Source organism: Nocardia sp. NPDC046473 (assembly GCF_040645995.1).
Lineage (GTDB): Bacteria > Actinomycetota > Actinomycetes > Mycobacteriales > Mycobacteriaceae > Nocardia.
Genome location: NZ_JBEYZJ010000002.1, coordinates 657,023 through 674,224, shown reverse-complemented (window position 1 = coordinate 674,224; position 17,202 = coordinate 657,023). Strand labels below are relative to the sequence as shown.

The 17,202-nt window shown below is 67.6% G+C and carries 20 protein-coding genes; 6 read left to right on the top strand and 14 right to left on the bottom strand.

The annotated features are described in order from the left end of the window. Positions 1-59 precede the first annotated feature (59 nt). Genes ABZ942_RS08605 through ABZ942_RS08570 form a run of 8 tightly spaced genes read right to left on the bottom strand, consistent with a single transcriptional unit; the run spans position 60 to position 4,759 of the window. Complete coding sequence (locus ABZ942_RS08605) at positions 60-425, bottom strand: DUF5313 family protein (protein WP_357380079.1); 366 nt, start codon at positions 423-425, stop codon at positions 60-62. Between the two features lie 49 nt (positions 426-474). After that, complete coding sequence (locus ABZ942_RS08600) at positions 475-849, bottom strand: DUF5313 family protein (protein WP_357380078.1); 375 nt, start codon at positions 847-849, stop codon at positions 475-477. A gap of 22 nt (positions 850-871) precedes the next feature. Further along, the gene (locus tag ABZ942_RS08595; RefSeq protein WP_357380077.1) at positions 872-1,351 is read right to left on the bottom strand and encodes an SRPBCC family protein; all 480 of its coding nucleotides are present in this window, start codon (positions 1,349-1,351) and stop codon (positions 872-874) included. Between the two features lie 37 nt (positions 1,352-1,388). After that, positions 1,389-2,348 carry a CopD family protein gene (locus tag ABZ942_RS08590; RefSeq protein ID WP_357380076.1) on the bottom strand — a complete coding sequence of 320 codons (960 nt, stop codon included), beginning with the start codon at positions 2,346-2,348 and terminating at the stop codon, positions 1,389-1,391. Beyond that, positions 2,345-2,854, bottom strand: coding sequence for a copper resistance CopC family protein (locus ABZ942_RS08585; RefSeq protein ID WP_357380374.1), 510 nt, complete (start codon positions 2,852-2,854; stop codon positions 2,345-2,347). Before ABZ942_RS08585 ends, ABZ942_RS08590 begins: the two co-directional genes overlap by 4 nt. Positions 2,855-2,886: 32 nt before the next feature. Next, positions 2,887-3,543, bottom strand: coding sequence for a YcnI family protein (locus ABZ942_RS08580; protein WP_357380075.1), 657 nt, complete (start codon positions 3,541-3,543; stop codon positions 2,887-2,889). Positions 3,544-3,584: 41 nt separating this feature from the next. Next, positions 3,585-4,103 (bottom strand): hypothetical protein, encoded by a 519-nt coding sequence (locus tag ABZ942_RS08575; RefSeq protein WP_357380074.1) that lies wholly within the window; start codon positions 4,101-4,103, stop codon positions 3,585-3,587. An 11-nt stretch (positions 4,104-4,114) separates the two neighbouring features. Further along, positions 4,115-4,759, bottom strand: coding sequence for a DUF6474 family protein (locus tag ABZ942_RS08570; RefSeq protein ID WP_357380073.1), 645 nt, complete (start codon positions 4,757-4,759; stop codon positions 4,115-4,117). Between the two features lie 302 nt (positions 4,760-5,061). On the opposite strand from ABZ942_RS08570, the gene ABZ942_RS08565 reads away from it, so the two are divergent. The 3 genes from ABZ942_RS08565 to ABZ942_RS08555 all read left to right on the top strand — a co-directional run bounded on the left by ABZ942_RS08565 (position 5,062) and on the right by ABZ942_RS08555 (position 9,147). Next, a complete protein-coding gene (locus ABZ942_RS08565; protein ID WP_357380373.1) occupies positions 5,062-6,660 on the top strand; it encodes a TM0106 family RecB-like putative nuclease in 1,599 nt (532 codons plus the stop codon). After that, positions 6,657-8,627, top strand: a complete 1,971-nt coding sequence (gene htpG / locus ABZ942_RS08560) for a molecular chaperone HtpG (RefSeq protein ID WP_357380072.1) — start codon at positions 6,657-6,659, stop codon at positions 8,625-8,627. The genes ABZ942_RS08565 and htpG overlap by 4 nt, the downstream gene beginning before the upstream one ends. 61 nt (positions 8,628-8,688) lie before the next feature. Further along, positions 8,689-9,147, top strand: a complete 459-nt coding sequence (locus ABZ942_RS08555) for a GNAT family N-acetyltransferase (protein ID WP_357380071.1) — start codon at positions 8,689-8,691, stop codon at positions 9,145-9,147. Between the two features lie 55 nt (positions 9,148-9,202). Here the strand turns inward: ABZ942_RS08555 and ABZ942_RS08550 are convergent, their stop codons facing one another. After that, a complete protein-coding gene (locus ABZ942_RS08550; RefSeq protein ID WP_357380070.1) occupies positions 9,203-9,970 on the bottom strand; it encodes an SDR family NAD(P)-dependent oxidoreductase in 768 nt (255 codons plus the stop codon). A gap of 126 nt (positions 9,971-10,096) precedes the next feature. Continuing rightward, positions 10,097-11,011 (bottom strand): DUF4352 domain-containing protein, encoded by a 915-nt coding sequence (locus tag ABZ942_RS08545; RefSeq protein ID WP_357380069.1) that lies wholly within the window; start codon positions 11,009-11,011, stop codon positions 10,097-10,099. 43 nt (positions 11,012-11,054) lie between these two features. Between ABZ942_RS08545 and ABZ942_RS08540 the strand changes: the two genes are divergently transcribed. Further along, entirely contained in the window at positions 11,055-11,933 is an 879-nt protein-coding gene (locus ABZ942_RS08540) for an SDR family NAD(P)-dependent oxidoreductase (RefSeq protein WP_357380068.1), read from the top strand. Between the two features lie 25 nt (positions 11,934-11,958). Further along, positions 11,959-12,624, top strand: a complete 666-nt coding sequence (locus tag ABZ942_RS08535; RefSeq protein ID WP_357380067.1) for a TetR/AcrR family transcriptional regulator — start codon at positions 11,959-11,961, stop codon at positions 12,622-12,624. A 15-nt stretch (positions 12,625-12,639) separates the two neighbouring features. Here ABZ942_RS08535 and ABZ942_RS08530 read toward each other — a convergent pair whose 3' ends face one another. From ABZ942_RS08530 to ABZ942_RS08515, 4 genes are all read right to left on the bottom strand, one after another. Then, positions 12,640-13,365, bottom strand: coding sequence for a TMEM165/GDT1 family protein (locus tag ABZ942_RS08530; RefSeq protein ID WP_357380066.1), 726 nt, complete (start codon positions 13,363-13,365; stop codon positions 12,640-12,642). 295 nt (positions 13,366-13,660) lie between these two features. Then, entirely contained in the window at positions 13,661-14,188 is a 528-nt protein-coding gene (locus ABZ942_RS08525; protein ID WP_357380065.1) for a peptidase, read from the bottom strand. 452 nt (positions 14,189-14,640) lie between these two features. Next, the gene (locus ABZ942_RS08520) at positions 14,641-15,264 is read right to left on the bottom strand and encodes a superoxide dismutase (protein ID WP_357380064.1); all 624 of its coding nucleotides are present in this window, start codon (positions 15,262-15,264) and stop codon (positions 14,641-14,643) included. Between the two features lie 410 nt (positions 15,265-15,674). Continuing rightward, entirely contained in the window at positions 15,675-16,286 is a 612-nt protein-coding gene (locus ABZ942_RS08515) for a hypothetical protein (protein WP_357380063.1), read from the bottom strand. A gap of 569 nt (positions 16,287-16,855) precedes the next feature. Here ABZ942_RS08515 and ABZ942_RS08510 point away from each other — a divergent pair. Next, entirely contained in the window at positions 16,856-17,188 is a 333-nt protein-coding gene (locus ABZ942_RS08510; RefSeq protein ID WP_357380372.1) for a rhodanese-like domain-containing protein, read from the top strand. The last annotated feature ends 14 nt before the right edge of the window (positions 17,189-17,202 follow it).

The following is a 17,202-nucleotide window of genomic DNA, read 5'->3' as shown; positions in this document are numbered from 1 at the left end:
GACTTCCGGGAGGGCCGCTCCCGTTGTGAGATCGATCGCTACAGGTATGCCGAGCGGCGCTAACGATGCCCGTAGTGCAGTTCGTACATCTCCCGATCGTGTTCGGAGAACTTGGCGCGGTCCACCAGATCCGGGTTCAACCCGTGCTGGACCAGACGGTAGCGGCGCCAGACATAGCTGAGCGCCACGGTGAAGATGATCATCGGGACGATCATCATCACGATCAAACCGAGCTTCAGTGGCATCGGGCCCGGAAACAGCAGGACCAGGGCGAAGAACGGAATGACGGGTCCGAGGAACCGGACGAGATATCGCTCCATGGCCCCGTGTCCGACGAGGTCGCGGATGACCCACTCGTGCAGCTCCTCGGGGAGCTCGCGGCCCAGATCGTAGGCGATCCGCTGCCGAATTGTGGGGGTTTTCATACCTGAAGGCTATGCCTGTGGTATCGGTCACCGCTAGGTTGCTGCGGCCCTAACCTCGGCCGTGCCTGCGCTCGTAGGCGAGGCGTTCCGGCTCGGCGCGGCGGCGGGCATCCGCATCGGCCAGCGCGGGATCGAGGCCGTGCTTGATCAGCCGATGCCGCCGGTACACGTACATCAGCGCCACCGTGAAATAGATCAGCGGCAGGTACAGCAGCGCCATCATCGCCAGGCCCATCCACAGCGGGCCCGGCAGCAACAGGAACAGCATGAGCACCGGAATCAGCGGCAGCAGGATGCGCAGCAGATAACGCCGGGTCGCGCCGGGGCCGACCAGGTCCTCGCGCACCCAGTCGGTCATCGACGCGGGCAGGGTGCGGCCAGCGACGTATCCGATGCGCTGGAAGAAGGACGGTGTGGTGCTCATCGGTCAAGCATCCCGCACGACATCAATGCACGGACTCATCCGATTCGGCCGTGCGGGTCTGGTGGAACGCGGTGATCTGCGTGATCAGATTGTGCGTGGTGTGCTGCACTGCGATCTTCACGAACGGTTCGATGGTCTTGCCCAGCGCGCGCCCGGCCAGTCCGCCGCCCACCCGGAAGTCGACGATCGCGTCGACGGTGCACAGCCCGTCGCCCTTGGGGTGGAACAGGAAGGTCGACTCCACATCGAAGCCCTTGATCGACTTCACCGCGATGACGGCGTTCTCTTCCCAGCGCACGACCTCGATGCGCGACTTGAGCGAGGCCGGTCCGAGCTTGATGTGGCCGTCGAAGGCGGCGCCGACGCCGACCGTCTGCGCGCTGACCGGGGTGAACGACTGGATCCCGTAGAGGAAGCGGGGCAGGTTCTGATAGTCGTTCACGTAGGCGAACGCGGACTCCGCCGACGCGGCACAGTCCTCGACGATCTTCACTTCGGTCATGCGAAAACAGTAACTGGTTTCGATCTAGGTCGCCTGGTCACGCCGTCACCGCGAGGGTGGCGGCCAGCCCGAACGCCAGCGCCATCACCACCACCTCGATGGTGGCGCGGTGCAGCGAGGCCTCTGCGGTCATCCGGTGCTCGGCGGCCCGGTGCACCCAACTGCGCCGCCACCACCAGCCCAATGCCAGCAGACCAACCAGCACAACGGTTTTCGCGAGCAGGATGCGGCCGTAACCGGTCGTGACGAACGGCATGATCCCGCCGACCCGCACCAAACCGTTGAGCAGCCCGGTCACCGCCACCGCCGCGACCAGCGGCAACGCCATCGTCGAATACCTCGGCAGCACCACGGCCCACTCGCCGCGGGTGCGCACCACCAGCGCGAGCGCGACGAGCAGCCCGAACCAGGCCGCCGCCGCCAGCGCGTGCACCGCGGCGAGCACCGACCCGAACGTCTGCTGCGACATGTGCCCGGTAATCGGCCGCAGCGCCAGCGCGACCGCCGCGAACACCAACACCAGATCCGCCGACGCGATATCCGCCCGCCGGAAGGCCACCGCCGAATAACACGCGACCACGCCGACCCCCACCAGGATGGCGATGCCGACCTGCCCACCGCTGAGGTGCACCAGATAGGCGCCGAACTGCCCGGCCGCCAACGTGCCGACCGGCACACCGACCACCTCGGCCGCCTCGAACACCAGCACCGCGAACTCGGTGCCGCACCAGAATCCGGCCAGCACCGCGAGCAACCGCCACGGCGGCGCCAGCCGCTCGTGCACCCGGGGCAGCGCGGCCAGCCCGAGCACCGTCGCGCCGACACCGTCCGCGAGCACCCGCACCGTCGCCTCGGCCGCGAAACCCGCGGGCAGCGTCAGCGCCCAGGCGAGCAGCACCCCGAGCAGCCCGGTCGGGACGATCAGCAGCACCGACCACGGCGCGCGTGCGGTGCCCCGCCGCGCACCGCCCCGGCCGCCGATCGTCCTACCCGTCACTGCTGCTTCGGTTTCCGGCCCCTGCCGCCGAACAACGCGAACGCCAGCCCGCCACCGAACAGCACGACGGCGCCGACGATGAAGACCCACAACGGAACTCCGCCGGAGTCGGCCGAGTCGGCGTTACCGCCGCTGGCGTTCGGCTTGTCGCCGTGCACACCGTTACCGGCCTTGCCGAGGGTGAAATGCCGCTTGCCGCTGACCGGATGGCCGTCGGCGGAGGTCACCCGGTAGGCGATGGTGTACTCGCCGACCGGACCGAGCTCGCCCACCTCGACGCTGACCGTGTTGCCGTCGACCGTCGGCGCACCCTTCGACCACAGGTAGCCGTCCGGGCCCACCACGGTGAGCGCGGGGAAGCTCGGCTGCAGCGCCTCGTTGAAGGTGATGCTCGCCCGCGCCGGGCCCGCGTCGATCGTGGCGCCGTCGTCCGGCACGCTGGCGGTCGGCGCGGAGTGCGCGGCGGCGGTTCCCGTTGCGGCGAAACCGAATCCGAATAGGAACACACCGGCGACGAGGGCGGTGAGTAGCCGCCGGGTCACGACTGCCGCGCCCGGATCACATTGCCGAGGCCGAGTGCGACGCCGAGCAGGCCGAGGGCCAGGCCGATGCCGCCGAGCCAGCGGGCGGTGTTGTCGTTGTCGGTGGACGCGCTCGCGGCTGCGGTATCGACGGTGCGGTCGGCCGCGTGGTCGCCCGCGCCCTTGGCCAGGGTGAGCGACGGGGCCGGATGCTCGGGCTCCGCGCCGTCCTTACCCTCGGGCTGATTCCAGTCGACGACCTTGCCGTCGCTGTAGGTCTGCTTGGCCGGGAAGCTGACCTTCTCCTGCGCAGGCAGCGGGCCGACCGCGATCGCGAAGCGCTGGAACTGGCCGGGACCGACGCCGGGGTTGCCGGGCTCGGCGGTCCAGGTGATCGCGGTGATCTCCGACTTCTCGTTCTTGTCGGTCTTGGCCGACCAGCCCGGAATCGGTTCGGTGCGCGCGCTTTTCAGGTTAGGCAGGGTGACGGTGAGCGCGGTGGTGCTCGCGGTGTCGGATTCGGTGGGCACCCGGAGCGTGATAACCCCGTACTTGCCCTGCTGGGCGCCCGGCGCGTCGACGGTGACGTGCGCGGCGGCGGTGCCGCAGGCCAGGAACGCGAGGGTGGTGGCGGCCACGGCCGTGCCGGTGGCGCGCGAAATCGAACGGTGCATGAGGGAAAGGCTTTCTGTCCGAAGGGGAGTGGTGCGGCGGGTCAGGCCGGCACCGGCGGCGCGCGCGGGCCGATCGCGCCCTTCGGCGGGCAGTGGTAGTGCGGGAGGCCAGGATTGGACCAGTGCACCGGTCCGACGATGCGGGGCAGCCGCGGCTTCGCGAGCACTGCGCGGACGGCACCGGAGGCCACCGCGTAGAGCCGCTCGGTGATCGAGATGACCGCCGCGCAGCCGAGTGTGGCGATGGCGTGTGCGACGAGCATCCAGCCGGAGGGCAGCGGATTCGTTGCGGCAGTGGCGTGTTCGTGGCCGAGCAGCCCGGACAGCGCGACATGGCTCGCCAGCTGCCCGAGCATCAGCAAACCGAGCACCGAACCACGGCCGCGGGCAAGCGCATTCGCCGCGCCACCCGCCAGCGCGGCGACCAGCAGCACCAGCGTCAGTTCCGTCGAACCGGGAAAGCCGCCGCCCGCCGAACCATGCGCGGCGACGGCGAGTGCGCCGACCAACACGCCGACCAGACCACCACGCAGGTGGCCGGTACCGGGTGCTGGGGGCATCGCGCGGAGGGTCAGCGCACGCCGAGCTGGGCGAGCACGTCCGCCTCGACCCCGGACAGTTCTTCGGCGATCGACGCGTGCACGGCCCGGCGACGCGGCGCGGGCATCTGCTCGGCGGTCTGCACCGCGGCGGACAGGCTGTCCAGCCGCGCCTGGGTGGCCGCGATGAACTTCTGCGTGTCGCCCCGGTCCTTGCCGCCCTGCACACCGATCTTGTTGAGTGCCGCTTCGGTATTCACGATCCTGGCCTGCAGCTTGGCGCCGTGGCCGCCGAAGTCGCCGAGCTGGTCGATGCCGATACCGAGCTGCTGGGCCTTGCGCGTGTCCAGCTGCGCGCGCAGGAAGGTGGCAGCGCGGTAGGCCAGCGGCGCGAGCACCGGGATGAGCACCCTGGCGACGCCGAGGTACTTCTTCACCTGACTCGCGCTGAACAGCTCACGCTCGGCCTTGGCGGCCAGCTTGAGCGAGGCCTTCTCCTCCGCCTGCAGGGCCGAGATCTGCGCCTTGGCCACCTTGCGCTGGGTACGGCCCTCCGCGCGGCGGGCCTTGCGGTCGTTCTTGGCGACCAGCTTGGCTTCCAGACCCGCCTTGTGCTTGAGAGCTTTCGCCTCGGCCCTGCGGCTCGGGCGCCGCTTGCGCTTCGTGAACAACCCCATCGAAGGCCCTCCGTCATGCTGGTTTGCCATGGCAGTACGACGCCGGGGAAAGCCCGTCCGCCCATGTCACACGGTTTGCCGTTTACCCTATCGGGTCCGTCGCGACACCAGCGAGGGTATCCATCGTGACACCGGCGAGAGCGGTTCGCCGCAAGGCTGTGCCCACGGGGTTCGTGGGTTTGTCGGGGGTAGGGACCATACTGCATAACGTGGAATCGGGCATCGATGACCGAGCAGGTCGCAAGCACAACGGCACGGCCGTCGAACGGCCGAGCGGCGTTGTCGGCGCGCCGACTCCGTTCATCGATGCCAGGGCGCTGATCGGTTGTCGGCATCGGCTGCATCTGGACGCGGCACATCCCGGTGCGTTGCAGGGGGTCTCGGAGGATCCGGGGGTGCGGCAGCGCAGGGAGGCGGCGACGGCGCATCGGGTGCGGGTACGCGACGCGTTGCTCGCGGCGGATCCTGCAGGCTGGGTGGTGATCGATCCGACGCTGCGCGCCGCCGAACGCGCCGAGGCCACCATGCGGGCGTGCGCGGCTGGCGTGCAACACATCTGGGGCGGGCTGCTGCCGCAGGAGCCGGAGACCGGCAGGCGCGGCGGCTCGGAGATCCTGCTGCGCGATCTCGATCGCGGCGGGTACATCCCGGTGATCGTGGTGAACCACAAGGTGACCGACCCGCGCCAGCCCGAGCCCGCCGACTTCCATCCGACCACCACCGACCCGTATCACTGGAACCCGCGCCCGGATCGACACCGCAAACTGCGCCAGCAGCCGCGCGACCAGCAGCGGCTCGCGCACCTGTACCGAATGCTGCAACGTCACGGCATGGCCAGCCCCGCACTGGTCGGCGGCGTGATCGGCTACCACTTCGACTGCATCCTGGTGCACGACCTCGGCCCGGTGCTGGCCGACTACGACCAGCGCTACGCGGACCGGGTGGCGGTGGTGCGCGGCGAACTACCGACGGTGCCGTCGAAGGTGCCCGAGTGCAGGCAGTGCCCGTGGTGGTCGCGCGGCATCGAGGGCCCGAGCTGCGAAGGCTGGCTTGTCGAACACCGCGACGTCAGCCTGGTCGCGCCGGGTTCCCGGGCCGAGGTGTTGCGCAGGCACGGCGTGCAGACGATCGACGACCTGGCCGGCTGGGCGGGCGACGACCCGGACGACTGGCAGCACGGGCCGTTCGACGAGGCCGTGGTCACCGCGCGGGCCTGGATCGCGGGCGCGCCGCTGGTTCGCCGGGTGGAGCCGGTACGGGTGCAGCGGGCCGACGTCGAGGTGGATGTCGACCTGGAGAGCTTCCAGGAGTACGGCGCGTACCTGTGGGGCACCCTGCTCGACGGGGTGTACCGCCCGTTCGTCACCTGGGATCCGCTGCCCACCGAGGACGAGGGCCGTTCGTTCGGCGAGTTCTGGACCTGGCTGATGACCACCCGCGCCGAGGCCGCCGCGAACGGGAAAACCTTTGCCGCCTACTGCTACTCGCGCACCGCCGAGGACAAGTGGCTGTACGAGTCGGCGCGTCGATTCGCCGGGCGGCCCGGCGTGCCGACGGTCGACCAGGTGCGCGCGTTCGTGGACGGGCCGGAGTGGGTGGACATGTTCCAGGCCGTCTCCGAGCAGTTCATCTGCCCGAATGGCAAGGGCCTCAAGAAGATCGCCCCGGTGGCCGGCTTCGCCTGGCGCGATGCCGAGGCGGGCGGCGAGGCGTCGATGAGCTGGTATCGGCTGGCCGTCGGCTACGAGGGCGAGCCCGACATGTCCCAGCGCACCCGTTTGCTGGAGTACAACGAGGACGATGTGCGGGCCACCCAGGTGCTGCGCGATTGGATGTCGAACCGGGCAGACCTCGAGGTTCCTGGCCTAGAGGATTTCGGGCGTCGTACTATCGCGTCGTGACTGAGCACGTCGAACAACTCGAGTTCCAAGCAGAGACCCATCAGCTGCTCGAGCTGATGATCCATTCGGTCTACTCCAACAAGGACACCTTCCTGCGGGAGTTGATCTCGAACTCCTCGGATGCGCTGGACAAGCTGCGGCTGGAGTCCTACCAGGACAAGGATCTGCAGGTCGACACGTCCGACCTGCACATCGAGCTGGAGGTCGACCAGGACAACCGGACGCTGACCGTGCGGGACAACGGCATCGGCATGTCCCGCGCCGAGGTGGTCGACCTGATCGGCACCCTGGCCAAGTCCGGCACCGCCGAACTGCGCAAGAAGCTCAACGAGGCCAAGGGCGCCGCCGCGGGCAACATCGACACCGCGGAACTGATCGGCCAATTCGGCATCGGCTTCTACTCCACCTTCATGGTCGCCGACAAGGTCACGCTGACCACCCGGCGTGCCGGCGAGAACGAGGGCACCCGCTGGGAGTCGGCTGCGGGCAGCTCGACCTACACCATCGAAACGCTGGACGAGGCGCCGCAGGGCACCTCGGTCTCGTTGCAGCTCAAGCCCGCCGACGAGGAAGACCACCTCTTCGACTACACCAAGGAGTGGAAGCTCCGGGAGATCGTCAAGAAGTACTCCGACTTCATCGCCTGGCCGATCCGCATGCAGGTCGAGCGGACCGTCACCGAGGGTGAGGGCGAAGACAAGACCGAGAAGACGGTCGTCGAGGACCAGACGCTCAACTCCATGAAGGCGCTGTGGACCCGGCCGAAGAGCGAGGTCAGCGACGAGGAGTACAAGGAGTTCTACAAGCACGTCAGCCACGCCTGGGACGATCCGCTGGAGATCATCCCGATGAAGGCGGAGGGCACCTTCGAGTACCAGGCGCTGCTGTTCCTGCCGTCGCAGGCGCCGTTCGACCTGTTCACCCGCGAGCACAAGCGCGGCGTGCAGCTCTACGTCAAGCGGGTGTTCATCATGGACAACTGCGAAGAGCTGATGCCGGAGTACCTGCGCTTCGTCAAGGGTGTGGTGGACGCGCAGGACCTGTCGCTCAACGTCTCTCGCGAGATCCTGCAGCAGGACCGGCAGATCCAGATGATCCGCAAGCGGCTGGTCAAGAAGGTGCTGTCCACGGTCAAGGAGCTGCAGGGCGCCGAGGATCAGACCAAGTACCAGACGTTCTGGAAGGAGTTCGGGCGCGTCCTCAAGGAGGGTCTGCTCGGCGACGTCGACAACCGCGAGACCATCCTCGGCGTCTCCTCGTTCGCCTCGACGAACTCCGAGTCCGAGCTGACCACGCTCGCCCAGTACGTCGAGCGGATGCCGGACGGCCAGGACGCGATCTACTACATGACCGGCGAGTCCCGCCAGCAGGTCGAGAGCTCCCCGCACCTGGAGGCCTTCCAGGCCAAGGGCCGCGAGGTGCTGATCCTCACCGACCCGGTGGACGAGATGTGGGTCGGCTCGGTGCCGGAGTTCGACGGCAAGGCGTTCGTCTCCATCGCCAAGGGCGAGGTCGACCTGGAGTCCGAAGAGGAGAAGAAGGCCTCCGAGGCGCTGCGCGAGCAGCAGGACAAGGACTTCGCCGAGGTGCTCGGCTGGCTCGGCAAGACCCTGGACGAGAGCGTCAAGGAGGTGCGGCTCACCAGCAGGCTCACCACCTCGCCCGCCTGCCTGGTCGGTGACGTCTTCGACTTCACTCCGATGCTGGAGCGGATGTACCGCGCGTCAGGTCAGCTGATGCCCGAGACCAAGCGGATCCTCGAGCTCAACCCGACCCACCCGCTGGTCACCGGCTTGCGCGACGCCTACGACACCCGCAAGGACGACGCCGACGCGGGCAAGGTCCCCGAACTCACCGAGACCGCCGAATTGCTCTACGGCACCGCGGTCCTGGCCGAGGGCGGGGAACTGAAGGATCCGGCCCGCTTCGCCCACATCCTCACCGACCGCCTCACCCGCACCCTCTGATCCGGTCACCGGCGGGGACCACCACCCGGTGGTCCTCGCCGGTGTCTGCACAATGAGCTTCGTGCCGAATTCGACTGAGCTGGTCATCCGGGCGGCGCGGCCTGCGGACTACGACGCGATCGCGGGTGTGGTCGACGAGTGGTGGGGCCGCGAGATCCTGCCGGTGCTGCCGCGGCTGTTCCTCGATCATTTCCATCGGACGAGCCTGGTCGCGGAGACGGCGGAGCGGCTGTCGGGGTTTCTGATCGGGTTTCCGTCGCCGTCCGAGCCCGATGAGGCCTACATCCATTTCGTTGGGGTGCATCCGGATTCGCGGAAGAGTGGCTTGGCGCGGGAGCTCTACGAGCGGTTCTTCGTGACCGCTCGGGCGCATCGCAGGCGGGTCGTCACGGCGATCACCGCGCCGACGAACGAGACGTCCATCGCGTTCCATCGCCGGATGGGGTTCACCGTCGACGGGCCGGTGCCGGACTACAACGGCCCGGGACGGCACCTGATGACCTTCCGGCGCTTCGTTTGAAAAGCGAAAAGCCGCTGCCGAACTCGGTCGGCAGCGGCTTCGCGGGTGTTCGTTCTCAGCGCGGGGCCATGCGCAGCGCGCCGTCCATGCGGATGGTCTCGCCGTTGAGGTAGTCGTGCTCGACGATGTACTGCGACAGCTGCGCGTACTCGTCCGGGCGGCCGAGGCGGGACGGGAACGGCACGCCGGCCTCGAGGCCCTTGCGGTACTCCTCGGTGACGCCGGCCAGCATCGGGGTGTCGATGATGCCGGGGGCGATGGTGTTCACCCGGATGCCGAACTGGGCCAGGTCGCGCGCGGCGGGCACGGTCATGCCGTGCACGCCCCCCTTGGACGCCGAGTACGCGATCTGGCCGATCTGGCCCTCGAACGCGGCGACCGAGGCGGTGTTGATGATGACGCCGCGCTGGCCGTACTCGTCCACGGTGTCGGTCTTCGAGATCGCGTCGGCGGCCAGGCGCATGACGTTGAAGGTGCCGAGCAGGTTCACGGTGATGACGGTGCGGAACAGCTCCAGATCGTGCGGGCCGTTCTTGGACAGGATGCGCCCGGCCCAGCCGACACCGGCGCAGTTGACCACGATGCGCAGCGGCGCGCCGGACTCGACGACCTGCGCCACCGCGGCGCTGACCTCGTCATTGCTGGTGACATCGGCCGGAATGAGGGTGACCCCGGCAGGCACGTTGTCGCCGGCGCGCTCGATCGACTGCGGCACATCCAGTCCGAAGACGGTGGCCCCCAGCTCGGCGAAACGCTTGGCGGTGGCGGCGCCGAGGCCGGATGCGCCTCCGGTGACAATGGCGGCGGAACCCGAAATCTCCACGATGGTCCTCTCGTTCGTGACAGCCAGTTGGCCCTTTGTCAATTGCACCCTAACGGGTGCCCGCAACCGGCCCCCTGAGGCATCCCTCTCACTCCCGAGCGGACCATCGCCCGGCCGCCGCGGCGGCTACTGGAGGGTTACTTTGACACCGCCGGAGAAGATCGAGTCGTGCAGCACGATGTGGCTCGGCACCGCGCCGGGCGGCAGATCGAACACCACCTGAGCAGTCACCGCATTACCGGGGTTGACGCTGGCGTACATGCTGGTGTCGGACTGCAGATCGATCGCGGCCATGGTGTCGTTCTCGAATTTACGGTTCTGTGCGTCGAACAGATACTGCGCGCTCGGACTGAATCCCTGTGGTTTGTCCGAGATGTTCTGCACCGTTATCGAGACAATGGTGTACGCGCCCTGGGCTTTTCGCTGCAGGTACGGATTGTCCCCCACCACGGCGAGGCCGTTCTGAATCCCGGTGACGACGAATTCGAACTTGCCGTCCCGCACCGGTGTATTGAGGCCGGGCAAGCCTGCCGATGGCTTTGCGGCAGGTGGTTTTTCCGCAAGCGGTGCGCCGGGTGCACTGGCGGCGCTGGTTGCCGGGGCGGCCGCGGCACTGCTGGCCGTCTTGTCTGTCCTCTTGTCGTCTCCACTGTTGACCGCGGCGATGATCGTGCCGAATCCGCATAGTCCGACAATGACTGCGACCACGATGAGCGCGATCTTGCCGCCACTGGATTTCTTTTGCGGTGGCCGACCGTATCCGGGCCCGGGCGGCGGTGAAAACTGGCCGGGCTGCGGTGGTTGTTGTCCGCCGCCGGGAGGAGGTTGGCCACCCCAGTTCGGATTCTGAGGTTGCTGCGATGGGTATTCCCCCTGCGGTGGCATCATCTGTTTGCCTTCTGCGAGAAGTGATCTAGCTGATGCCGCCTGTATCGACCTCATGTGGTGTGCGTTACGTTCATTTGCTAACGGTATAACTGAAATAAGCGCAGGCAGTTGGCTATTCCACAGGTCCGTGCCGTCATTCGGGGCACCGCCCAACTATTTGCGAACAAACATGTTCTTAGGTGGTACGGTCGCTTGCATGAAGCTGTTCGCGGGGGCGTCTGTTGCTGGGCGCAAGGTGTTGATCACGGGGGCGGCGCGGGGGATCGGGGCCGCGCTGGCTCGGCAGTTGCATGCCGATGGCGCCCAGGTGGCGCTGCTCGGCTTGGAAGCGGAGTTGCTGGGGGAGGTGGCTCGGGAGTGCGGGGACGCGCCGTGGCGGTACTGCGATGTGGGGGATCGCGAGCAGGTCGATCGGGTGGTGGCGACGTTGGTGGGCGAGCTCGGGGGCCTCGATGTGGTGGTCGCCAATGCGGGGGTCGCGCGACAGCTGCCGTTGCTCGGGGGCGATCCCGCGGTGATGGAGGAGACGCTGGCGGTCAATGTGCTCGGCGTCTACTACACGTTGCGCGCGGCCGGGCCGCACATCAGCCACGCGAATGGTTATGCGCTGGTTGTCTCTTCGCTCGCCGCGGCGGTGCACCTGCCGCTGGTCGGCGCGTACAGCGCGTCGAAGGCTGCGGTGGAGGCGCTCGGCAACACGCTGCGGATCGAGCTGAAGCACACCGGGGCCAAGGTGGGCATCGCGTACTTCGCCGAGCTCGACACCGACATGACCTCGCGTGGCTTCGGCACCGACGCGGCCCGTGCGATCATCGGTCGCTCCACCGTTTCCGGCGTCGCACCGCTCGGGCCCGCCATCGATTCGGTGGCGAAGGCGATCGCGCGGCGGCGGCGTCAGGTGGTCTCGCCCTGGTGGGTGGCCTTCGTGCTGCCGTTCCGGCCGATCGCCCAGCGGGTGATCACACTCGCGTTGCGTCGAGGTGTGCGGCGCGCCTTGGAGATCGCGCGCAAGGAAGAGGCACCCTTCACCACGGACCAACCGGACCGACCCCGCAAAATGGAGCGGCACGCTTAGCCCGACCTAACCACCGGAGTCATCGATGCCCGAATCGGCAACCAGCGCACGCCAACTCCCGCGCGGTAGGCACGGCCTGCCGCGTGAACAGGTGGTCGCTTCGCAGCGCGAGCGCATCCTGATCGCGATGGCCGAGGCGATGGTCGAGAACGGTTACGTCGGCACCTCGGTCGCGGCGATCCTGAAACGCGCCGGGGTGTCCAGGGAGACCTTCTACGAGCAATTCCGTTCCAAGGAGGCCTGTTTCGAGGCCGCCTACGAGCGGGCGGTGCAGAACCTGCTCGGCCGCATCGAGGATGTGTCCGGCGATCCGACCGAGCCCGAGCCGGACGGCATGGCCAGGATGGACCGGATCTTCGCGGCCTACCTGCAGCACCTGGTCGACGATCCGGCAAGCGCGCGGCTGTTCCTGGTCGAGGTGTACGCGGTCGGCTCGGCGGCGATCAGCCGCCGGGCCCAGCTACAGGAGCTGTTCGTCGTCCGGATCGCCGACGTGCTCGGCGCACGGACCGACGAGCAGCGCTTCGCCTGTCAAACCCTGGCCGCCGCGATCAGCGCGATGGTCACCGGCCGGATCGCGGCCGACGACCTGGACGGTCTGCTCGCGCTGCGGGTGCCGCTGTTGAATCTGGTGCGTCGCGGTGGGGCGCTGTTCGGGGACGCGTTGCTGTCCGCAGACGAGTCGCGCTAGCGCTGCGTCACCGAACTACCGACGGACCTCGGGGTCCCCGGCCGGGATCGATGCCTGTTCGGGTACCGCCGGAGCCGGGCGCAACGCGCGGATGAGCAGCATGGTCGCGCCGCCCAACACCGGCGCGATCGCGGCAAGCGTCGCGACGATCAGCCCGCTCAGCGTCGGAGCTGCCGTCGAGATCAGTGTTGCCGCACCGAAGTAGAGGAACAGCAGGCCCGAGCCGATGCCGATGGCTCGTTCCGGCAGGTGCTTGCCGACCAGGATGCCGATGCCGATGGCGAGCGCGTCGGCGGCGACCATGCCGATCGTCGAGCCGATCCACACGCCGACCCAGTCGTAGTCGGTGGCCAGCGCCGCCGTCGCGAACATGGTCCGGTCGCCGAGCTCGGCCAGCAGGAACGCGGACAGCACCACGAAGAACGGCGCGGTGCTCGCCCGCAACGACTTAGGCGCCTGCTCTTCCTCGTCCGCGCGGAAGTGTTCACGCAGCGTCCACAGGCCGACGGCCAGGAAGGTGAGCGCGGCGACCAGCGAGATGGCCCGCGTCGGCAGCGCCGATCCGAGGAAATAGCCGACGCCCACCGAGATCAGGTGGACCGCGGCGGAGGCGGTCGCGATGGCGCCGAGCACCACCCACCAGCGGTAGCGCAGCGCGAACGTCAACGCCATCAGCTGGGACTTGTCACCCAACTCGGCGAGAAAGACGATGCCGATACTCAGCAAAACAGTGGCGATCATGATGTGTGCGACTCCCGGGTCTCCGGCCTGCCGGTCGGAGTCTGGGTATGCCTCCGGCCGACAACGAATAGTTGTCTAGGCCGAAGGTCTCGCCCACCGGATTGTTCCGGTTCACACAGCCGGACCCGAACCCTCGTGGGGTGGCGGGTCAGTATGTCGACTGTGCAATTGGGGGCTACTCCCCTTCGCTGTCACCGACTCTACCCGCACGCGTCCGAGTGTGCCAACATGGTGTAGCCCAAATCGCAATGCGCGCAATAAGTTTGGCGATCCGTCCAGCGGGTTTCGGGTACCCTTACGCGGCCAGCAGCATGGCCAGAACCGCGGTGTCGGGATCGCTGATCGGGTCCAGTCCGACGCGGCTGACCAGGGAGGTGACCGTGCCGTCGGATTCCGCCTCGGCCCAGGCGGCCCGGTGTTCCAGCCCGAGATGCGGCACGCCGGGCAGCAGCACGCAGCCCGATGCGGCGCCCGCGCATTCCGGCAGCGACGGCCGGGTTTCCGAGGGCGGATGCAGCATCAACAGGGCGGCCGGCACATGATCGGCAAACCGGCCGGGCGCCAGCGCCTCCGCACCGAGCACCGTGCCCTCGGCCAGCACCAAGCCGACCGTGCCCGGTGCCGGATCGTCCGGTAACTCCTCGCGCACCCCGAACACCGTCGAGGTGGTCAGCAGCCCCGGCAGCGTGGCCACCCGGACCGCGAGCACCAGTACCTGGGCCCATTCCTTGGTGGTGTCCGGCCAGCGGCCGGAGATGACGAAGCCGCGCAGCGAGCCACGGGCATGGAAAGGCGTGATGCCGATTGGTCCATTCATCCGCATGATGCCTCCCGTCGTATAACCGGGGGCGGCTTTGCCCGTCCTCTGTGGATTCAGAGAATGACTGACGAAACACCTGGCACACAAGTACCAAAGAGTGCCAGCTGGCCAGCGGAAACAGGCTGACCAGCGATTGTCTTCGCCCACATGCGGCGATCCCGGTGATTGTTGGCCGGACTGAGACCGCGCTGCGCCCCGGGCGTGTCCGGCGGCAATCGCCCAGAAACGAGCAAACCCGCGAACAGCGGTCCTGTTCGCGGGTTTTGCTGACTGCTCTCGCAACCACACCGGCATTACTGCGGGTTTCGAGCGAAGCGAGATAGAGCATTGCTCGTTTGCGGCCCGGCTCGGGCCCGAGTGACCGCTGCTCGCGACTGCGTCGCAATCGCATCGGCCACTCGGGCCCGAGCCATCAGGGGGCCGCAAACACGCCGCGCGAAGCGCGGCAATCACATTCAGCCGAAGATGAGGCCCTTGCCCTGGCCGACGGCGCGCGCGAAGCGATCCTGCACGTCTTCCCAGTTGACGACGTTCCAGAACGCGGTGACGTAGTCCGCCTTGACGTTCTTGTACTGCAGGTAGAAGGCGTGCTCCCACATGTCGACCTGCAGCAGCGGGATGATGCCCAGCGGGACGTTGGCCTGCTGGTCGTAGAGCTGGAAGGTCAGCAGCTTCTGGCCGAGGGTGTCGTAGCCGAGCACCGCCCAGCCGGAGCCCTGCAGGCCGTTGGCCGCGGCGGTGAACTGACCGCGGAACTTGTCGAACGAGCCGAACTGGTCGTCGATCGCCGCGGCGAGGTCGCCGGTCGGCTTGTCGCCACCGTTGGGGGACAGGTTCTTCCACCAGATGGAGTGGTTGACGTGGCCGCCGAGGTGGAAGGCCAGGTTCTTCTCGTACAGGAAAATGGCGCCGTGGTCGCCGCTGTCCCTGGCGGCCTCGAGCTTCTCGAGTGCGGTGTTCGCGCCTGCGACGTAAGCGGCGTGGTGCTTGGAATGATGCAGCTCATTGATCTGCCCGGAGATGTGGGGCTCCAGGGCGCTGTAGTCGTAATCCAGATCTGGCAGCGTGTACTCAGCCACGATGTCCCTTCCTATGTCGGGCTGTGTGCGCCCATCTCGAGCACACCCAACCATCATTCGTACACCCGCTCGGTTCCAACCGGGCCTGATGCCCCCGCATTCCGTTGTGGGCTTGGGCTGTGCACCTCGAAGTCACCTCGGCACCGGATCGAACCTCGCAAATAGCATCGAACCACGTCGTGGTACGACGAACTAGTGGAGCGCGGTACGACGAACTAGTGGAGCGGCTCCGCTCCGCGTCCGTCGTAGTCGCACCGGATCGGGCACCGCCCGGCCGGGCAGCACCGATCCTCGTGCCGGATACCCACAAGGTCGTCGGTCATCCCCGTCCGCCGCCGATTCCCTGAGGCCCGCACAGAAACGAATACCGCACATCCGGAAGCCGGGTGTGCGGTATCGGTGTCGGTGGATCAGAGCGGCGGCGCGATGCCGGGACGGGTAGCCCGCGGGTCGCCCGCGTCGTGGGCCTCCCACCAGCGTGCCGCGCCCGCGATGAATTCCGCCAGCGGGATCTCCCGGCCGGTCGAGTCGTTGATGAGCAGGTTGTCGAACCAGACGCGCACGTCCAGCTCACGCGGGTCGATGCCCTCCTCCTGGGAGAACTCGAGGACGTGGGCGGAGATGTGCTCGTCGATCTCGGTGTCGAAGCTGAGCAACTCGCTCCACAGGGCCCAGCCGCTGTCGTCGAGGTCGATGAACTCCCAGCCGTGCAGCCGGCCGCCGCCGAAGCTGCGGATCGCCTCGTCGAGGCCGTCCAGCTGCAGGGGCAGTACCTGCGGTTCGAGGTCGTCCCAGTTCTGCATGCGCAGCGATGCCGCGACGCGGCCGACTCCAGTGAAGGTCACCTGAACCCGGTAATCCTCGGTGGGCGTTCCGTTCTCCGGAAGCGTCAGCACCTCTAAGTCGAGTCGTAGTTGCTTGGCCGCCGCGTCGACCTCGAGGCCGAGGCATGTCGCCTCGGACAGAGCGACGTTGAGCCCAGCCGTGTCCATTCCGTCGAGTAGCCCCCTGCTCACGTTCATGGCCACAGGCTACCGACAGCTACCGGTGGAGCCCAGTATTTCAGTTTTTCGCTAGTGTTCTCGTTTTTTATGGAACCGAATCGGACCGGCCGCCGTCCAAGTACGTATCGGAACCCGTTGAGCCCGCGAGTTTCGAGGTCGGCGGCGAATGACCGCTCCGGGATTGGATGCTGGAGGGGAGTCCCGGATCGGTTGTTCGCGCCGCACGTTCATGCCGCGAATCTGCTGTTGGCCCGCGAAACGCCCCGGATCGGGGTGCCTGGGCCCGGAGTGGGCGTTAGCCGGTGGGTAGCTTTGATAGCCAAATCCTGAACTGGTGCGCTGTCTGATAGCTGCAACCTGTGGATGAAGTTGTGGATTATGTGGATAACTCTGTCGGAGGTATGCACATGCGCGTCCCGAGCGGGGCGTCGATCAGGGATCCGGGACGCAGAACATACCTGAAGTATCGGCTCGATGTCGAGTCGCCGACGGCCGAGGCGCGGGCCGGAACTCCACGGCACCCGCCCACCCATGGCAGGATCGAAACCGTGACGAGTCCCCATGTTCCGTCGGTCCCGGTGGACGCGGTGCCGAGCGAGTTCGACAGCAGCCCGCCGAAGCCGGCCGAGGGCACGCGGGCGATCCTGCTCGATGTGCGCGAAGACGACGAGTGGCAGCTCGGGCACGCGCCGGGGGCCGTGCACATCCCGATGGTCGACGTGCCCGCCCGGGTGGACGAGCTGGATTACGACGTCGATCTCTACGTCATCTGCAGGCAAGGCGGCCGTTCCCTCCAGGTGGTCGAATACCTCACGCACATCGGCTTCGACGCCATCCAGGTGAACGGTGGCATGGTGGCCTGGCAGCAGGCGGGCCGCCCGCTGGTCGCGGACGGTGACCGGCAGGCGAAGATCTACTAGTCCGGCAAGACACA

Bases quoted from the DNA above. Each gene is read 5' to 3' on its own strand.
- ABZ942_RS08595 (WP_357380077.1), bottom strand. From the start codon at position 1,351: ATGACCGAAGTGAAGATCGTCGAGGACTGTGCCGCGTCGGCGGAGTCC.
- ABZ942_RS08605 (WP_357380079.1), bottom strand. From the start codon at position 425: ATGAAAACCCCCACAATTCGGCAGCGGATCGCCTACGATCTGGGCCGC.
- ABZ942_RS08525 (WP_357380065.1), bottom strand. From the start codon at position 14,188: ATGCGGATGAATGGACCAATCGGCATCACGCCTTTCCATGCCCGTGGC.
- ABZ942_RS08600 (WP_357380078.1), bottom strand. From the start codon at position 849: ATGAGCACCACACCGTCCTTCTTCCAGCGCATCGGATACGTCGCTGGC.
- ABZ942_RS08570 (WP_357380073.1), bottom strand. From the start codon at position 4,759: ATGGGGTTGTTCACGAAGCGCAAGCGGCGCCCGAGCCGCAGGGCCGAG.
- ABZ942_RS08540 (WP_357380068.1), top strand. From the start codon at position 11,055: ATGAAGCTGTTCGCGGGGGCGTCTGTTGCTGGGCGCAAGGTGTTGATC.
- ABZ942_RS08535 (WP_357380067.1), top strand. From the start codon at position 11,959: ATGCCCGAATCGGCAACCAGCGCACGCCAACTCCCGCGCGGTAGGCAC.
- ABZ942_RS08515 (WP_357380063.1), bottom strand. From the start codon at position 16,286: ATGAACGTGAGCAGGGGGCTACTCGACGGAATGGACACGGCTGGGCTC.
- ABZ942_RS08530 (WP_357380066.1), bottom strand. From the start codon at position 13,365: ATGATCGCCACTGTTTTGCTGAGTATCGGCATCGTCTTTCTCGCCGAG.
- ABZ942_RS08575 (WP_357380074.1), bottom strand. From the start codon at position 4,103: ATGCCCCCAGCACCCGGTACCGGCCACCTGCGTGGTGGTCTGGTCGGC.
- ABZ942_RS08580 (WP_357380075.1), bottom strand. From the start codon at position 3,543: ATGCACCGTTCGATTTCGCGCGCCACCGGCACGGCCGTGGCCGCCACC.